We start from the raw sequence: 17,080 nt of genomic DNA, 5'->3' as shown, positions 1-17,080 counted from the left end.
GCCCATGCTCGGCTGCATTTTCTGGCACCCGGCACGCCGGGCACGGGCTCGGCGCTACAGTTCCGGCGCCTCCGGCCGATACCGCGCAGCGATATCTTTCAGCACGGTGGTTGGCAGGTGGTTCGCGCATTTCTGATCGGGGCGATGCTGGTCGCCAGCACGCCGGCATGGGCCGAACCCAGCAGCCCCCTGCAGATCCGGCTGACCGTGGTCGACGCCTGCAGTGATGACGCCGGTGGCACCGGCTGCCCGGCGCCGCACCAGCGCAGCGACGCACCGCAGCTGCCGCCCCAGGTCCGCGACCTCGCGCCGCCTGCGGCAGACGACGATGAAAGGCCGGCCGTGACGCTCATTTACTGATGCGCGCGCTGCTGCTCCTGCTGGCCCTGCTGCTGGCCCTGCCCGCCGCAGCGCTGGAACTGCTGCCAACCACCCTGCAGCTGCCAGCCGAAGGCGGCCGTGCCGAACTGTGGCTGCACAATCCCGGCCCCGGCCGCTGGCAAGGCCGGGTGCAGGTGCTGACCTGGGATCAGCAGCTGGACGCCGAACGACTGCACCCGAGCGACCAGATCCGGGTCAGCCCTGCGCAGCTGGACCTGGCACCTGGCGGCACCCAGCGCGTCTGGCTGCTGCCCGGCGACCCCGTGCCGGCAACCGCCGAACAGGCCTATCGGATCGTCCTGGCGCCCGCGCTGGCAGGCCTGCCGCGCTATTCCCTGCCGCTGTTCCGCGGCCCGGCGACGCCGCCCCGGCAGGCCCTGGTACAGGGCCGCCTTGAGGCGTACGCGTCGCAAACCACTCTGCGACTCGGCAATTCCGGTAATCTGCACGCTCGCCTGCATGATCTGCGCTTCGTCACCGCGGACGGCCGATCATCGCTGTTGCTGCCCGGGCTGGCCGGCTACATCCTGGCCGGGCATGACCGCCGATGGCCCCTGCCCGCCCGCGCCGATGGCTACGCAGGTGGCCGCTTCCAGGCCCGCCTGCAGGACGGCCGCGACATTGATCTGGTCACGCCCGCCCCTGCGATTGCAGCACGTGCCCGCGACGGGCTATAATCGACCGGATTCCTGCCGCCTGCGTGCGCGGGAACCCGTCCACACCGGACGTCACCGGTGAATCCACACCTGCTGCCCCCATCCGTGCCGGGGTGCTCCGCAAGGAGTTCGGCCACGGAGGCAACAGGGAAGCCCAACCCCGGAACCGATCGCGCTTCCACGCGTCCCGCATACCTATCCCCGCGGGCGGAATCGCTGGTTCCATATCAGGAGTATTGCAATGCCCCAGGTCACCATGCGTCAGATGCTGGAAGCCGGCGTCCACTTCGGCCACCAGACCCGCTACTGGAACCCGAAGATGGCTCCGTACATCTTCGGCGCCCGCGGCAAGATCCACATCATCAACCTGGAAAAGACCGTCCCGCTGTTCAACGATGCGATGAACTTCATCTCGTCGGTTGCCCAGAAGCGTGGCACCGTCCTGTTCCTGGGCACCAAGCGCAGCGCCCGCGAAACCATCAAGGAAGAAGCCGAGCGTTGCGGCATGCCGTTCATGAACCAGCGTTGGCTGGGCGGCACCCTGACCAACTTCCGTACCGTCAAGCAGTCGGTTGCCCGCCTGAAGGAACTGGAAGCCGGTGAAACCGACGGCACCTTCGAGAAGCTGGTCAAGCACGAAGTGCTGGGCCTGCGCCGCGAGCGCGACAAGCTGGAAGCTTCGCTGGGCGGCATCAAGGACATGAACCGCCTGCCGGACGCCATCTTCGTGATCGACATCGGCCACGAAGACATCGCGATCAAGGAAGCCAAGAAGCTGGGCATCCCGGTCATCGCCGTGGTCGACACCAACTACAACCCGGAACTGGTTGATTACGCCATCCCGGGCAACGACGACGCCATCCGCGCTGTGCAGCTGTACGCCCGCGCTGCGGCCGACGCCGTGCTGGAAGGCAAGGCGGCTGCCCCGCACGCCGCTTCGGTGCGCGAGGAAGAGTTCGCTGAAGCCGCTGCTGAAGGCGAAGAGAAGCCGGCCCGCCGCGCTCCGGCCAAGAAGGCTGCCAAGAAGGGCGACGACGCCCAGGCCTGATCCAGGCCCCGGGTGGACGCCCGGCGTCCACCCTCCCTGCACGCAGCCATCGGCGCGTGACAGGACCGTGTCACACGGGCCGGCCACCATGCCGGCCCAACCCCTTTCTTTCGTGAGGTAATCCCGTGGAAATCACTGCTTCCCTGGTCAAGGAACTGCGCGAGCGCACCGGCGCCGGCATGATGGAATGCAAGAAGGCGCTTACCGAAGCCAACGGCGACATCAACGCCGCTGCTGAAGCCATGCGCAAGTCCGGCGCTGCCAAGGCCGACAAGAAGGCTGACCGCGTGGCCGCCGAAGGCCGCCTGGGCCTGGCCCAGGACGGCGGCAAGGCCGTGCTGGTCGAAGTCAACTCGGAAACCGACTTCGTCGCCAACGATGACAACTTCAAGTCCTTCGTCAACGCCGTCGCCGCTGCTGCCCTGGCATCGGGCGCCAACGACGTCGAAGCCGTGAAGGCCGCCACGCTGGCCGACGGCCGCACCGTCGAGGAAGCCCGCGCCACCGCCGTGCAGACCCTGGGTGAGAACATCCAGATCCGCCGCATGGTCAAGGTCGACACCACCGGCAACATCGGTGCCTACGTCCACACCAACGGCAAGGTCGGCGTGCTGGTCGACCTGATCGGCGGCGACGTCGAGCTGGCCCGTGGCCTGGCCATGCACGTGGCCGCGCTGAAGCCGCCGCACAACAAGGCTGCGGACGTCCCGGCCGAGTTCGTCGAGAAGGAAAAGGAAATCGAGCTGGCCAAGATGACCGAGAAGGACAAGGCCAAGCCGGCCGACATCCTGGAAAAGATCATCAGCGGCAAGATCAACAAGATCGTCAGCGACGTGACCCTGTACGGCCAGACCTACGTGCTGGGCGACACCACCGTCGAGCAGGTGGTCAAGGCCGCTGGCGCGGACGTGGCAGGCTTCAAGCTGCTGATCGTCGGCGAAGGCATCGAGAAGGTGGTGGAAGACTACGCCGCCGAAGTTGCCAAGGCGATGCAGGTCTGATTCCAGCCTTCCGGCTGTGATGCGACCAGAAGGAGCCGCGGGAAACCGCGGCTCTTTTTTTGTGCCCACTGCACCGGTGGCTGCGCACCGTGGGAGCGCACACCGGCGCCGGGCACAGCCCGGCACCAGGGATCTTTGCGTTGCGCGCGAATCAAGCCGATACTCGGCGCAGGGAAACCGCAGTCACATAGCAGGAAGGAAAATCGCGGACTGTGATGCGTTCCTAGGTATTCTTGTCCCAATGGAATTGAACGACCCGACATGCCTCCCGAGCTGACAGCTGCCCTGGCGCTCTGCCGCAACCTGCCTTCGCCCCCCGGTATTGCCCTGCGCATCATCGAACTGGCGCAGGACCCGGAAGCGGACATCGCCACCGCCGCCGACATCATCGCCATCGACATGGCGCTGAGTGCTCGCATGCTGCGCATCGCCAATTCGCCGCTGTATGCCAGCCGCCGCCGCATCGAGAACCTCGGCCAGGCGCTGACCATGCTGGGCCTGAACGCCACGATCAGCCTCGCCCTGGGCTTCACTGTCACCCAGGGCCTGACCGGCGGCAGCGGCGCCGACCACGACCTGCGCCAGCGCGCGTGGAAGCGCAGCATCCTCAGCGCGCTGGCCGCCAGCCAGCTGGGCCAGGCGCGCGGTCTGCGCAGGCTGGAAGAGCTGATGCTGGCCGGCCTGCTGCAGGACCTGGGCGTGCTGTGCCTGGCCCAGGCCGAGTCGGAGCGCTACCTGCCCCTGCTGCGCGAAGCGCGCGACAACACCGACCTGGTCGCCCGCGAGCGCGACGAACTGGGCTGCAGCCATGCCGACGTCGGCGCCTGGGTGGCCGAGCAATGGGGCCTGCCGCGCTACCTGGTGGAGAGCATCCGCCTCAGCGAGGACGAGGACGCCGCCGGATCGCCGTTCCAGGCGTGCGTGCAGCTGTCCGGCGCGGTAGCCGACATCTGGCTGGACGCCGACGCCGATGCGGCGCGCGAGCGCGCCCTGCACCAGGTGCACGACCGCCTGGAACTGGACAGCGCGCGCTTCGACCAGGTGCTGACCCGCATCAGCGAGGCCCTGCCCGACATCGCCAGCCTGTTCGATGCCGGCCTCAATTCACCGCTGCGGGTGCGCGAGCTGATCGATCACGCGCAGGAGCTGGCCACCCTGCGCAACCTGCGCGAACTGCAGGATGCCGACCAGGCACGCCGTCGCGCCGACGAATTCGAAGCGCGGGCCAAGCGCCTGGCCGACCAGGCCCATCGTGATGCATTGACCGGCGTGCTCAACCGCCGCCAGCTGGAAGCGGTGCTGGAGCAGGAATTCCTGCGCGCCGGGCGCCAGGGCTGGCCGCTGTCGGTCGCCTTCATCGACCTGGATGATTTCAAGAAGATCAACGACGCCCACGGCCACCTCACCGGCGACGAGGTGCTGCGCGCCTTCGCCGGCAAGCTGCAGGGCCAGCTGCGCAACAGCGACACCGTGGCGCGCTTCGGCGGCGAGGAGTTCGTCGCACTGCTGCCCAATACCAGCGAAAGCGTGGCCCTGGACGTGATCCGCCGGGTGCTGGCCAACATCGTCGCCACGCCGATGGCCGAGCTGGAGGGCGGGCCGCTGTTCGTCACCTTCTCCGCCGGCGTGGCAACCCAGGGCGGTTACGAGCGCTTCGCTGACGTGCAGGACCTGCTGCGCGCCGCCGATGACGTGCTGTACCGCTCCAAGAACCTGGGCCGCAACCGGGTGATCGCGCGCTCGCCGGGGGCCCTTGGCCACGACGAGCTGTCGGCCACGGCCAGCGCCGAACTCGGCTGAACGGGACGCCCCACGGACCGGGGCCACCCCCCGGGTTCTGCGCCGCAGTGCACAAAACACTTTGGCCCGACGCCGCATGCGCGTAGAATCGCCCGCGATTTCCACGCACCCGAGGTCCCCATGTCCAAGCTCGCCTATCGCCGCATCCTTCTGAAACTGTCCGGGGAGGCGCTGATGGGAGACGAGGACTACGGCATCGACCCGAAGGTCATCAACCGGCTGGCCCGCGAGGTCATCGAAGCCCAGCAGGCCGGCGCCGAAGTGGCGCTGGTGATCGGCGGCGGCAACATCTTCCGCGGCGCCGGCCTGGCCGCCGGCGGCATGGACCGGGTCACCGGCGACCAGATGGGCATGCTGGCCACGGTCATCAACGCCCTGGCCATGCAGGACGCGCTGGAGAAGCTGGGCGCCAAGGCCCGGGTGATGAGCGCGATCAAGATCAACGACGTGTGCGAGGACTACATCCGCCGCCGCGCCATCCGCCACCTCGAGAAGGGCCGCCTGGTCATCTTCGCCGCCGGCGTCGGCAGCCCGTTCTTCACCACCGATTCCGGCGCCGCCCTGCGTGCCATCGAAATCGGTGCGGACCTGCTGCTGAAGGCCACCAAGGTCGATGGCGTGTACGACAAGGATCCGAACAAGCACAGCGACGCGGTCCGCTTCGACAGCCTGAGCTACGACGAAGTGATCCGCCGCGGCCTGGAAGTGATGGACACCGCCGCCTTTGCACTGGCCCGCGACAGCGACCTGCCGATGCGCGTGTTCGACATGGGCCAGCCGGGCGAGCTGCTGAAGATCCTCAGCGGCGCGAACATCGGCACCCTGGTCCAGGGCCGCGACCCGGCCTGAGCCTGAGCGCAAAGCGAGAACCGGGCCGATTCAGGCCCGGCAGCGTCCCGTATTCGCCTATAATCGCCCGATTCCAGTGACACCCAGGACCGGGCGATGCTCAACGACATCAAGAACAACGCGCAGACGCGCATGGCCAAGAGCATTGACGCTCTGAAGCACACCCTCACCTCCATCCGGACCGGCCGCGCCACCCCGGCCCTGCTGGACCGCGTGACGGTCAGCGCCTATGGCAACGCCAGCACCCCGCTGAACCAGGTCGCGTCGATCTCCAACGCCGACGCGCACTCGCTGCTGGTCACCCCGTTCGACAAAGGCATGATCAAGGAGATCGAAAAGGGTCTCTACAACGCCGAGTTCACTCCGAACACGCTGGGCACCGCGATCCGCATCAACATGCCGCCGCCGACCGAAGAGCGCCGCAAGGAGCTGGTCAAGCAGGTGCAGAAGGAAGGCGAAGGCGCCAAGATCGCGATCCGCAACATCCGTCAGGACGCGAACAAGGAAATCGCCAAGCTGGTCAAGGACAAGGCGATCAGCGAAGACGAGAAGAAGCGCGGCGAAGACGACATCCAGAAGCTGACCGACGCCAACATCAAGGACGTCGACAAGGTCGTTGCCGACAAGGAAAAAGAACTGCTGTCGGTCTGAAGTCGATGCCTTCAGTCCCGCCTCCGTTGCCGTCCGCCCTGCCCCGTCACCTTGCCATCATCATGGATGGCAATGGGCGCTGGGCGCAGCAGCGCCGTCGCCCGCGCGTGATCGGCCACCGTGCCGGCGCGCGCGCGGTCAACCGCACCATCGAGCGCTGCCTTGAACTGGGCATTCCCGCGCTGACCCTGTTTGCCTTCTCCAGCGAGAACTGGGGCCGGCCGCAGGAGGAAGTGGATGCGCTGATGAAGCTGTTCCTCGGCGCGCTCGACCGCGAAGTGGACGAGCTGCACCGGCGTGGCGTGCGCGTGCGCTTCATCGGCGAACGCGAGCGCTTCGGTGCCGGGCTGGTCAGCCGCATGCAGCTGGCCGAGCAGCGCACCGCCGACAACACCACCCTGACCCTGTCGATCGCCGCCAGCTATGGCGGCCGCCAGGACATCGCCCGCGCCGCGCGCGCCCTGGCCGTCGAAGTGGCGGCCGGTCGCCTGCTGCCCGAGCAGATCGACGAAGCGCTGCTGGGCAGCCAGGTGGCCCTGGCCGACCTGCCGCCGCCGGACCTGTTCATCCGCACCGGTGGCGACACCCGCATCAGCAACTTCCTGCTGTGGCAGCTGGCGTATACCGAGCTGTGGTTCACCGAGGCCCTGTGGCCGGACTTCGATGCCGATCAGCTGCAGCAGGCGCTGGACGCCTACGCCGGCCGCGAGCGTCGTTTCGGCCTGACCAGCGCCCAGATCGCCGCACTGGCCACCGAGACTTCCAGCCCATGACCAAGACCCGAGTCCTTGCCGCGCTGATCATGGCACCGGTTGCCATCGCGGCGATCCTGCTGCTGCCCACGCAGTGGCTGGCTGCCGCTGCCGCCGCCGTGCTGCTGATCGGCCTGTGGGAATGGCTGAAGCTGGCCGGCATCGAAGACACCCTGGCGCGGACCGTGCTGCTAGTGCTGAACCTGCTGCTGATGGTGCTGCTGGTCTGGGCCGACGGCAGCACGCTGGTGCTGTTCCAGATAACCACCCTGGCCGGTGTTGGCTGGTGGCTGGCCGCGCTGGTCTGGCTGCGCTTCTTCAACTTCGGCGCACAGCCGTCGGCGCCCTCGCGGATCCTGAAGATGGCGGCCGGCACCCTGGCCATCGTCCCGGCCTGGGCCGCCCTGGTGCTGATCCATGCCGGCGGCGACCCGCCGGGCAAACAGGGCCACCTGTGGCTGCTGGCCGCGCTGGCGCTGGTGTGGGCGGCCGACTCGGGCGCCTATTTCGCCGGCCGCCATTTCGGCAGGCACAAGCTGGCGCCGCGGATCAGCCCCAACAAGACCTGGGAAGGCCTGTTCGGCGGCCTGCTGGCCGGTGTCGCCGTGGCCGTCGGCCTGGGCTGGCTGGCCGGCATCGATGCCGCGCACCTGCCGGGCCTGCTGATCACCTCGGTGGTGGCCGTGTTCGCCTCGGTGCTGGGCGACCTGTTCGAGAGCCTGATCAAGCGACACGCCGGGGCCAAGGACTCGGGCCACCTGATCCCGGGCCATGGCGGCGTGCTCGACCGTGTCGACGGCGTCCTGGCCGCGGTCCCGGTGTTCGCGCTGGGCAAGGAAATCTTCGGGTTCTGACCATGAATGCAGCTGCAGACCTGCGCCGGGTCGCCGTGTTCGGCGCCACCGGTTCGATCGGTGCCTCCACGCTGGACGTGATCGCCCGCCACCCGCAGCGCTACCGGGCCACCGTGCTGGCTGCCGGGCGCCAGGTGCAGGCGCTGCTGGCGTTGTGCCGCCAGCATGCGCCGGCCCATGCGGTCATCGCCGATGAATCGCTGTATGCCGAGCTGCGCGACGGCCTGCGCGACGCCGGCCTGGCCACCGAGGCCCATGCCGGCCAGGCCGCGCTGGACCAGCTGGCCGCCAGCGACGCCTGCGATACCGTGGTTGCGGCCATCGTCGGTGCGGCCGGCCTGTCCTCGACCCTGGCCGCGGCGGCCGCCGGCAAGCGCATCCTGCTGGCCAACAAGGAATCACTGGTGCTGGCCGGCGAACTGCTGACCCGCACTGCCGAGCGTGCCGGCGCCGAAATCATCCCGATCGACAGCGAACACAGCGCGATCTTCCAGTGCCTGCGCTCGCGCGATGCCAGCGTCGACGGCGCCGGCGTGCGCCGGATCCTGCTGACCGCCTCCGGCGGCCCGTTCCGCGGCCGCAGCCGCGCCGAACTGGCCCAGGTCACCCCGGCACAGGCCGTTGCCCACCCCAAGTGGTCGATGGGGCCGAAGATCTCGGTCGATTCGGCGACGTTGATGAACAAGGGCCTGGAAGTCATCGAGGCCCATCACCTGTTCGGCGTGCCCGGCGAGCGCATCGAGGTACTGGTGCACCCGCAGAGCCTGGTCCATTCGCTGGTCGAATTCGTCGACGGCTCGACTCTGGCCCAGATGGGCCTGCCGGACATGCGCACCACCCTCGCCGTTGGCCTGGGCTGGCCGCAGCGCATCGAATCGGGCGTGGCCGGGCTGGACCTGCTGGCCCAGGGCCGGCTCGATTTCGAGGCTCCGGATACCGACGCCTTCCCCTGCCTGGCGCTGGCCTGGCAGGCGATGCAGGCCGGCGGCACCGCGCCGGCGGTGCTGAACGCCGCCAATGAAGAGGCGGTTTCAGCGTTTCTTCAGGGCCGGATCGGTTTCCTGACCATCCCGGCGCTGGTTGCTAACGCGCTTTCAACACTGCCGACCGAGCCAGCCGATACACTGGAGGTCCTGTTGTCCGCCGACCAGCGGGCACGCCAGCTCACCCTGAACGCCATCGACGCCGCCTGAACGACCGCCTCGCCCCGCATGACGCCGCCGCCCCTGCCCGCCACTGTGAGCCTGCATGACTGACTTCATCGGATCGGTCTGGTGGATGATTGTCAGCCTCGGGCTGCTGGTCACGTTCCACGAGTTCGGGCATTACTGGGTCGGGCGCCTGTGCGGGGTCAAGATCCTGCGCTTCTCGGTGGGCTTCGGCCGGCCGCTGTGGTCGCGCCGCGACCGGCACGGTACCGAGTTCGCGATCGCCGCCATTCCGCTCGGCGGTTATGTGAAGTTCCTCGACGAACGCGAGGTCGAGGTCCACCCGCACGAGCGCGGCCAGGCCTTCAACCACAAGACCGTCTGGCAGCGCATCGCCATTGTCGCTGCCGGCCCGATCGCCAACCTGCTGCTGTGCATCCTGCTGCTGTGGGCGATGTTCGTGATCGGCAAGCAGGACTACTCGCCCACCATCGGGCGTGTCAGCGGCATCGCCGCCAGCGCCGGCCTGGCCAGTGGCGACCGCGTGCTGCGCGTGGACGAGCGCCCGGTGGCCACTCTCGGCGAGGCCAGCATGGCGCTGACTGCCGCGGCGATGGACCGGCGCGACGTGAAGCTGGAAGTGCTGGACCCGGCCGACCAGGTGCGCGTGCGCACGCTGCCGCTGTCGCAGCTGCCAGCCGGTTTCGATGAACGGCGGGTCCCGATCCTGGCCGGCCTGTACTGGCAGTCCTGGCTGCAACCGGCCCTGGTCGATTCGCTCACCGCCGATTCCGTGGTGGCCGGGCAACTGCAGCCGGGCGACCTGATCGTGGCCATCGACGGCCAGCGCATCGACAGCGTCGACCAGGTGATCGGCGAGATCCAGGCCCTGGGCCGCGCCGGCGGCCCGGGCATGATCGAGGTCCTGCGCGGCGGCGAGCGCCTGGCGCTGGAAGTCACCCCGCGCCAGGGCAAGGATGGCAAGGGCAACCCGGTCTGGCAGATCGGCGTCGGCTTCCCCACCCGCTACAGCCCGGCCTATGACACCCTGCTGCGCTATGGCCCGCTCGATGCGGTGACCGTGGCGGTGCGCGAGACCGGCCGCCTGGCCGCCGACTCACTGGGCATGATGGCCCGCATCGTGACCGGCAAGGCCTCGCTGCAGAACGTTTCCGGGCCGGTCACCATCGCCCGCGTGGCCAATGTCTCGGCCCAGCGCGGCCTCGACTGGTTCCTGCAGTTCCTGGCCCTGCTGTCGCTGAGCCTGTGCATCATCAACCTGCTGCCGATTCCGATCTTGGACGGCGGGCACCTGCTGTATTACCTTATCGAGTTGGTCAAGGGCAGCCCGCTGAGCGAGCGTGCCATCGCCGCCGGCCAGTACATCGGCCTGGCGTTGCTGGCCGGGCTGATGGGGTTGGCGTTCTACAACGACATCCTCGGCCTGGTCCCGCGATGAACTTTTCCACGTTGTTGCCGTCTACAGCGTCGGCATCCCGCACCAATGAAATCGACCTTCCTACCGGACGTGACATGACGCGACTCCCCAATCGCCGCCTGCTGGCCCTCGCCCTCGCCGCCGTCACCGGCGCTCCCGCCCTGGCCCAGGCAGCCGAGCCCTTCACTGTCAGCGACATCCGCGTCGACGGCCTGCAGCGCATCAGCTCGGGCACGGTATTCACCTACCTGCCGGTGGAGCGTGGCGAGACGGTCACCGACAACAAGGTCGGCGAGACGATCCGCGCCCTGTACAAGACCGGCTTCTTCGAAGACGTGCAGCTGGACCGCCAGGGCACGATCCTGGTGGTGACCGTCAAGGAACGCCCGGCGATCAACAAGCTGACCGTGACCGGCAACAAGGACATCAAGTCCGACCAGCTGCTCAAGGGCCTGTCCGACATCGGCCTGACCGAGGGTGGCACCTTCGATCGCCTGAGCCTGGACCGCGTGACCCAGGAACTTCGCCGGCAGTACAACGACCGCGGCAAGTACAACGTCGACATCACCCCGACGGTGAGCCCGCTGGACCGCAACCGCGTGGACATCGCCATTGCCATCAAGGAAGGCAAGGCGGCCAAGATCCGCCACGTCAACCTGGTCGGCACCGAGAAGTACGACAGCAAGGACATCCTCGACACCTGGGAGTCGAAGGAGCACAACTGGGCGTCGTGGTACCGCCGTGACGACCAGTACTCGAAGGAGAAGCTGTCCGGCGATCTGGAAAAGCTCAACTCCTGGTACCTCGACCGCGGCTACGTCGACTTCAGCATCGATTCCACCCAGGTTTCGATCAGCCCCGACAAGCGCGACATGTTCCTGACTGCGGGCGTTACCGAGGGCGCGCAGTACAAGATCTCCGAGATCAAGGTCAGCGGCGACACCATCCTTCCCCAGGAGGATGTCGAGCGCATGGTGGTCCAGAAGTCCGGTGACACGTTCTCGCGTGCGCTGCTGGAATTCAGTTCGGACACCATCACCAACTCGCTGTCCAACATCGGCTACGCGTTCGCCAAGGTGAACCCGATCCCGACCACCAACCGCGCCGAGCAGACCGTCGCCATCAACATGCAGGTCGTGCCCGGCCCGCGCGTGTCGGTGCGCCGCATCCTGTTCCGTGGCAATACCCGCACCTCCGATGAGGTGATGCGCCGCGAAATGCGCCAGTTCGAGAACAGCTGGTACTCGCAGGCCGCGATCGACCGCTCCAAGATCCGCCTGCAGCGCCTGGGCTACTTCGAATCGGTGGAAGTGGAAACCCCGGCCGTCAGCGGCAGCAACGACCAGGTCGACGTCGTCTACAACGTCAAGGAAACCACCTCGGGCAGCTTCGTGTTCGGCCTGGGCTACTCGCAGTCCTACGGCATGACCACCTCGGTGCAGCTGTCGCAGAACAACTTCCTCGGCGGCGGCAACCGCGTGTCGGTCGAAGCCTCGCGCAGCAGCTACCTGCAGCGCTACGGTTTCAGCTACACCAACCCGTACTTCACCGATGACGGCGTGTCGCTGGGCTACAACCTGTCCTGGCGCGAACTGGACTACTCCGACTTCAACACCGCGCAGTACAACAGCACCAACGGTGCCGCGCAGGTGGTGTTCGGCGTGCCGCTGACCGAGACCGACACCGTCTCGCTGATGTTCGGCATCGACAGCAACCAGATCACCACGTACGAAGGCTCGACTCCGCAGTCGATCATCGACTACATCAATGCGGTCGGTAAGCGTACCTTCCATGCCTGGCGCACCGAACTGGGCTGGGCGCGGGACTCCCGCAACGACTACTTCATGCCGACCCGCGGCACCTACCAGCGTGTGGGCCTGGAAACCACGCTGCCGGGCTCGACCATCGAGTACTACAAGCTGAACTACCAGATCAGCAAGTACTGGCCGATCATGCCGTCGCTGGTGATCAACACCCGGGCCGAAATCGGCTACGGCGATGCCTACGGCAAGGACTACACCCGTACGCTGACCAATGCCGATGGCACCACCCGTACCGTCACCGCCAGCGGCCTGCCGTTCTTCGAGAACTTCTACGCCGGTGGCACCAACTCGGTGCGCGGCTTCGAGGACAACACCCTGGGCCCGCGCGAAGTTACCCGCGGCTACCCCGAAGGCCAGCCACTGGGTGGTTCGCTGAAGACCGTGGGTTCGGTGGAAGCCTACTTCCCGCGCCTGTTCGACAGCCCGTCGGCACGCGTGTCGGCCTTCGTCGACTTCGGCAACGTGTATACCGGCGTGGACAACTTCAAGGCCAACGAACTGCGCGTATCCACCGGTGTGGCGCTACTGTGGCGCGCCCCGGTCGGCCCGATCTCGATCAGCTACGCCTTCCCGCTGAAGAAGGAAGACGATGACAAGATCGAGCGGCTGCAATTCACGTTTGGTGGCCAGTTCTGAGGAACGTCGTTCCTCAGAACTGATCCACCTCCGGTGAATTGCCCGCGCATTTCACCTATCCCCCGCGCCGTTGGCGCGTCCCCCCTTAACAAAGGGGGGCTCTCCACCAGACGGGGTGCGAAGCGCCGGGCTCTGCCCGGCGTTTTCGCGTCAGCAGAACCGAGCCCATGCTTGGCCCGTGCTCAACTTCTCGACGGGGGCCACCCGAAGCCACGTTGTTGAGGGCACGACTGGTCATCGAGGCCACAGCATGCAACAACATCGCTGTTGGCGATCGTCATCAGCTGCTTATCACGCCGCTTTGGTACTCAGGCATTCCCATTTCGCGGCGCCTCCCGCTGCCACGCGCCCAACACCCTATGACTCAGAATCCGGGCCTGATGTTCCAGCCCGTAATCCGCGCCCAGAAAGCTGAGCGCCGCCCTTTCACTTGAACACGTAGCCTAGAGTTCCATCCAGGAAAGCGCCGGTTCCTTCACAATCAGCCCTCAGGGTATCGAAGTGGCGCATTTTCTTGCCCCACCAAAACGAGCAACGATAGAGTGGAACACTGCCGGGATATTGAATTCCCGAGATATATCCGATGTTCCAGTCGCCGGGAATTATCACACCTCCAATCCCCGGCTCGCACCCGGGATCGGCGGACGTGAAATAATTCCATGGATGCGGGCCAACGCAACTCCGAATGAGAACACCGCCTTCGAACGGCGTAGAAGAAACATACCCAAACGCATCCTCAAGCTCCCAGCCAATATCCTCCCAGTTTTCTGGCCAGTAGTGATGCGTAACATGAGTCGCCGTCTTATCACGCTTCATTCTAAATATGAGTCGCGGATTGAAGCCCGGTGGCATCTGACTGGACTGCTCCGTTGCAATCGGGTTACTCACCTTCAATGGCACATTCGCATCCAGGGCCGTCACTGAACCCGCAACAATCATGGAAAAAATACCTGCTACGAAACGCCTCATCTTTCACCTCATGCATTCTGCGAGCCCATCGCCCGCCCAATCCATGCTATTTAAGCAAATACGCAGAAAAACATGACAGCGTTTGTACTATCAGAAATACCAATGACGCATTTAACTCAATAATCAACCCAGCCGGGCAATTGTGGCCAACGGCGACTCCCCCTCAAGTGAATTGCACAGGATCCCGAAGGCCAATGGATATTCCGGAATTGGATTACCCTATTGACCTTTCCTGTTCTCAGTGCATTTTCAACAGTGCAAAGCGTAGCGGACTCAATGATCCGGCCATCAGTGCATCCAGCTTCGCCTGAAGAGGAAAGCCGGGGCAGAGAGACCGCGCTCAGCTTGTAACACCGCGCGCGTTGCGTCCTGCACGCAACTGCTCGTTGCTTGCGTACGTCGCCAACCCGAAACTTCGGCTTGCGTCGCCCGACAACGATGCACTCTGGGCTAGCCATCTTGAACTGCCGGACCTTCGTTGAGTCGCCGAAGGCACCGTACGGTCGTCAATGAAGTGGCTGTTGGGGCCCGCTTCGGCGTGGGAGATCACTCCGGCAACCCGTAGCGGGCCGATGGGAGGAAGCGTGGGCAGTACAGGCGCAGAACCATGGGACATGGTTGTCAGAGCGCCTGTCTTCGCGACCGGCGCTTCCCGGCAGGTTATCAGGGAGCCGCGGCCGTTGTAGCCCGGTAGCCCCCAAGTCCCTGGCAGCACAAAGACCATCTCGAAGCCCCCCCCCCGCATGACCGAAATGGCGCCACACGTTAAACTCCCGCCGTGAATACTCCCACCTACACCGCCCAGCAACTCGCCGAGCAGTTCGGCCTGCAGGTCCATGGCGACCCCGCCACTGCCATCCATGGCGTGGCCACCCTCGCCCACGCCGGTCCTGGCCAGCTGACCTTCCTCGCCAATCCGCGCTACCGCGCCCAGCTGGCCGACAGCCAGGCTTCGCTGGTGGTGCTGCGTGCCGACGATGTCGAGGCCGCCCCCGGCGCCGCGCTCGTGGCCAAGGACCCCTACACCGCATTCGCCAAGATCGCCGCGCTGTTCGACATCGCGCCGACCCGCCCGCCGGGCATCCACCCCAGTGCGGTCATCGATCCGGACGCACGGGTGGCTGCCAGTGCCCACATCGGCCCGTTCGTGACCATCGGCGCGCGCAGCGTCATCGGCGAGAACTGCATCATCGGTGCCGGCAGCGTGATCGGCGAGGACTGCAGCCTCGATACCGGCTGCGAACTGATCGCCCGCGTCACCCTTGTCACCCGGGTCAGGCTGGGCAAGCGCGTGCGCATCCATCCCGGCGCCGTGCTCGGCGCCGATGGCTTCGGCCTGGCCATGGATGCCGGCAAATGGATCAAGGTGCCGCAGCTGGGCGGCGTGCGCATCGGCGATGATTGCGAGATCGGCGCCAATACCTGCGTTGACCGCGGCGCGCTGGAAGACACCGTGCTCGCCGAGGATGTGCGCCTGGACAATCTGGTGCAGATCGCCCACAACGTGCAGATCGGTGCGCACTCGGCCATCGCCGGCTGCACCGGCATCGCCGGCAGCGCCAAGATCGGCCGCTACTGCCTCCTCGGTGGCGCCGTGGGCGTGGTCGGCCACCTCGAGATCTGCGACAAGGTCGTGATCACCGGCAAGTCGGTGGTCCGCAACTCCATCACCGAGCCGGGCGAGTACTCGTCCGGCACCCCACTGACCGACAACCGCACGTGGCGCAAGAACGCCGCGCGCTTCAAGCAGCTCGACGCACTGGCTCGCCGCGTCCTGGCTGCTGGCAAGGAGAAAGAATGAACGATTCGCTGCAGCTTCCGATCGACGTCTGCCAGATCCAGGAACTGCTTCCGCACCGCTATCCGTTCCTGCTGGTGGACCGGGTGCTTGAACTCGACGTCGAGGCCAAGCGGATCCTGGCGCAGAAGAACGTCAGCATCAACGAGCCGTTCTTCCAGGGGCACTTCCCGGGCCGCCCGATCATGCCCGGCGTGCTGATCATCGAAGCGCTGGCGCAGGCCGGCGGCGTCATGACCCAGCTCACGCTCGGCCGCGATGCGCAGTCCAAGCTGTTCTACATGGTCAAGGTGGAAAACGCCCGCTTCAACAAGCAGGTCGTGCCCGGCGACGTGCTGATGCTGGACGTGCAGATGAAGCGCCTGATCCGCAACATGGGCTGGTACTACGGCGAAGCCAAGGTCAACGGTGAAGTCGTTGCCTCGGCCGAGGTCATGTGCGCCGGCGCCAAGGGCTGATCCACTGGAGGCAGCAATGACTGACAACGCACCGCGGATCCACCCCACCGCCGTCATCGACCCGGCCGCACGCCTGGCCGACGATGTCCAGGTGGGCGCCTTCACCCTGATCGGCCCCGACGTTGAAATCGGTGCCGGCACGGTGGTGGGCCCCCATTGCAGCATCCACGGCCCGACCCGGATCGGCCGCGACAACCGCTTCGTCGGCCACGCCGCGATCGGTGGCGAGCCGCAGGACAAGAAGTTCGGCGGCGAGCGCACCGAACTGGTGATCGGCGACCGCAACGTGTTCCGCGAGTTCGTCACGCTCAACCGCGGCACCGGCGGCGGCGGTGGCATCACCACCATCGGCAACGACAACTGGATGCTGGCCTACACGCACGTGGCACACGACTGCCATGTCGGCAATTTCTGCGTATTCTCCAACAACACCACCCTGGCCGGCCACGTGACCGTGGGCGACTACGTGATCATCAGCGGCTTCGCCGGTGCTCACCAGTTCTGCCGCATCGGCGCGCACGCTTTCCTGGGCATGGGCGCACTGACCAATGGCGACGTTCCGCCGTTCACCATGGTCGGCACCGATTCGCTGGGCCGCCCGCGCGGCATCAACAGCGAAGGCCTGAAGCGCCGCGGCTTCGACGCCGAGCGCATTTCGGCCATCAAGCGTGCCTACCGCACGCTGTACGTGGCAGGCCTGCCGCTGGCCGAGGCCAAGGTGCAGCTGACCGAACAGGCGCGTGACAGCGACGACGTGAAGGCGATGCTGGACTTCATCGAGCACGCCGAGAGGCCCCTGCTGCGATGAGCAGCGCGAC

General features: G+C 66.4%; 16 protein-coding genes. 15 read left to right on the top strand and 1 reads right to left on the bottom strand.

Annotated elements, in window-relative coordinates; all coding sequences use genetic code 11:
• Window positions 1–144 precede the first annotated feature (144 nt).
• The 12 genes from NSQ78_RS07355 to bamA all read left to right on the top strand — a co-directional run bounded on the left by NSQ78_RS07355 (window position 145) and on the right by bamA (window position 13,037).
• Window positions 145–360, top strand: coding sequence for a hypothetical protein (locus NSQ78_RS07355; RefSeq protein WP_049464979.1), 216 nt, complete (start codon window positions 145–147; stop codon window positions 358–360).
• Window positions 360–1,058 (top strand): molecular chaperone, encoded by a 699-nt coding sequence (locus NSQ78_RS07350; RefSeq protein ID WP_149902015.1) that lies wholly within the window; start codon window positions 360–362, stop codon window positions 1,056–1,058. The genes NSQ78_RS07355 and NSQ78_RS07350 overlap by 1 nt, the downstream gene beginning before the upstream one ends.
• A 220-nt stretch (window positions 1,059–1,278) precedes the next feature.
• On the top strand, window positions 1,279–2,085 hold the full coding sequence (rpsB, locus tag NSQ78_RS07345) for a 30S ribosomal protein S2 (RefSeq protein WP_005408748.1): 807 nt from the start codon (window positions 1,279–1,281) through the stop codon (window positions 2,083–2,085).
• 125 nt (window positions 2,086–2,210) lie between these two features.
• Window positions 2,211–3,086 carry a translation elongation factor Ts gene (gene tsf / locus NSQ78_RS07340; RefSeq protein WP_053463562.1) on the top strand — a complete coding sequence of 292 codons (876 nt, stop codon included), beginning with the start codon at window positions 2,211–2,213 and terminating at the stop codon, window positions 3,084–3,086.
• A 261-nt stretch (window positions 3,087–3,347) separates the two neighbouring features.
• Window positions 3,348–4,886 (top strand): GGDEF domain-containing protein, encoded by a 1,539-nt coding sequence (locus NSQ78_RS07335; protein ID WP_064237986.1) that lies wholly within the window; start codon window positions 3,348–3,350, stop codon window positions 4,884–4,886.
• 120 nt (window positions 4,887–5,006) lie between these two features.
• Complete coding sequence (gene pyrH, locus NSQ78_RS07330) at window positions 5,007–5,735, top strand: UMP kinase (RefSeq protein ID WP_019659122.1); 729 nt, start codon at window positions 5,007–5,009, stop codon at window positions 5,733–5,735.
• 96 nt (window positions 5,736–5,831) lie between these two features.
• Window positions 5,832–6,386: a ribosome recycling factor gene (frr, locus tag NSQ78_RS07325; protein WP_005415853.1), complete on the top strand. Its 555-nt coding sequence runs from the start codon at window positions 5,832–5,834 to the stop codon at window positions 6,384–6,386.
• A 5-nt stretch (window positions 6,387–6,391) separates the two neighbouring features.
• Window positions 6,392–7,159, top strand: a complete 768-nt coding sequence (uppS, locus tag NSQ78_RS07320) for a polyprenyl diphosphate synthase (RefSeq protein WP_049464404.1) — start codon at window positions 6,392–6,394, stop codon at window positions 7,157–7,159.
• A complete protein-coding gene (locus tag NSQ78_RS07315; protein ID WP_049464402.1) occupies window positions 7,156–7,992 on the top strand; it encodes a phosphatidate cytidylyltransferase in 837 nt (278 codons plus the stop codon). Before uppS ends, NSQ78_RS07315 begins: the two co-directional genes overlap by 4 nt.
• 2 nt (window positions 7,993–7,994) lie before the next feature.
• Window positions 7,995–9,185, top strand: coding sequence for a 1-deoxy-D-xylulose-5-phosphate reductoisomerase (locus tag NSQ78_RS07310; RefSeq protein WP_064237985.1), 1,191 nt, complete (start codon window positions 7,995–7,997; stop codon window positions 9,183–9,185).
• Window positions 9,186–9,240: 55 nt separating this feature from the next.
• Window positions 9,241–10,599: an RIP metalloprotease RseP gene (rseP, locus tag NSQ78_RS07305; RefSeq protein WP_053505929.1), complete on the top strand. Its 1,359-nt coding sequence runs from the start codon at window positions 9,241–9,243 to the stop codon at window positions 10,597–10,599.
• A gap of 74 nt (window positions 10,600–10,673) precedes the next feature.
• Window positions 10,674–13,037, top strand: a complete 2,364-nt coding sequence (gene bamA, locus NSQ78_RS07300; RefSeq protein WP_053463568.1) for an outer membrane protein assembly factor BamA — start codon at window positions 10,674–10,676, stop codon at window positions 13,035–13,037.
• Between the two features lie 426 nt (window positions 13,038–13,463).
• On the opposite strand, the gene NSQ78_RS07295 is transcribed toward bamA, so the two are convergent.
• Window positions 13,464–14,006 (bottom strand): hypothetical protein, encoded by a 543-nt coding sequence (locus NSQ78_RS07295; protein WP_149902016.1) that lies wholly within the window; start codon window positions 14,004–14,006, stop codon window positions 13,464–13,466.
• A gap of 778 nt (window positions 14,007–14,784) precedes the next feature.
• On the opposite strand from NSQ78_RS07295, the gene lpxD reads away from it, so the two are divergent.
• From lpxD to lpxA, 3 genes are read left to right on the top strand one after another with little or no spacing between them, the layout of a single operon-like run.
• Window positions 14,785–15,807, top strand: a complete 1,023-nt coding sequence (gene lpxD / locus NSQ78_RS07290) for a UDP-3-O-(3-hydroxymyristoyl)glucosamine N-acyltransferase (protein ID WP_053506636.1) — start codon at window positions 14,785–14,787, stop codon at window positions 15,805–15,807.
• On the top strand, window positions 15,804–16,262 hold the full coding sequence (gene fabZ / locus NSQ78_RS07285) for a 3-hydroxyacyl-ACP dehydratase FabZ (protein ID WP_005415845.1): 459 nt from the start codon (window positions 15,804–15,806) through the stop codon (window positions 16,260–16,262). The genes lpxD and fabZ overlap by 4 nt, the downstream gene beginning before the upstream one ends.
• Before the next feature lie 16 nt (window positions 16,263–16,278).
• Window positions 16,279–17,070, top strand: coding sequence for an acyl-ACP--UDP-N-acetylglucosamine O-acyltransferase (gene lpxA, locus NSQ78_RS07280; protein WP_057493530.1), 792 nt, complete (start codon window positions 16,279–16,281; stop codon window positions 17,068–17,070).
• Window positions 17,071–17,080: the final 10 nt, after the last annotated feature.

Source organism: Stenotrophomonas sp. FSL W7-1447, from assembly GCF_037966425.1.
Lineage (GTDB): Bacteria > Pseudomonadota > Gammaproteobacteria > Xanthomonadales > Xanthomonadaceae > Stenotrophomonas > Stenotrophomonas pavanii.
Note: the sequence above shows the minus strand (reverse complement) of the source record. Positions and strands in the feature narration are given on the sequence as shown.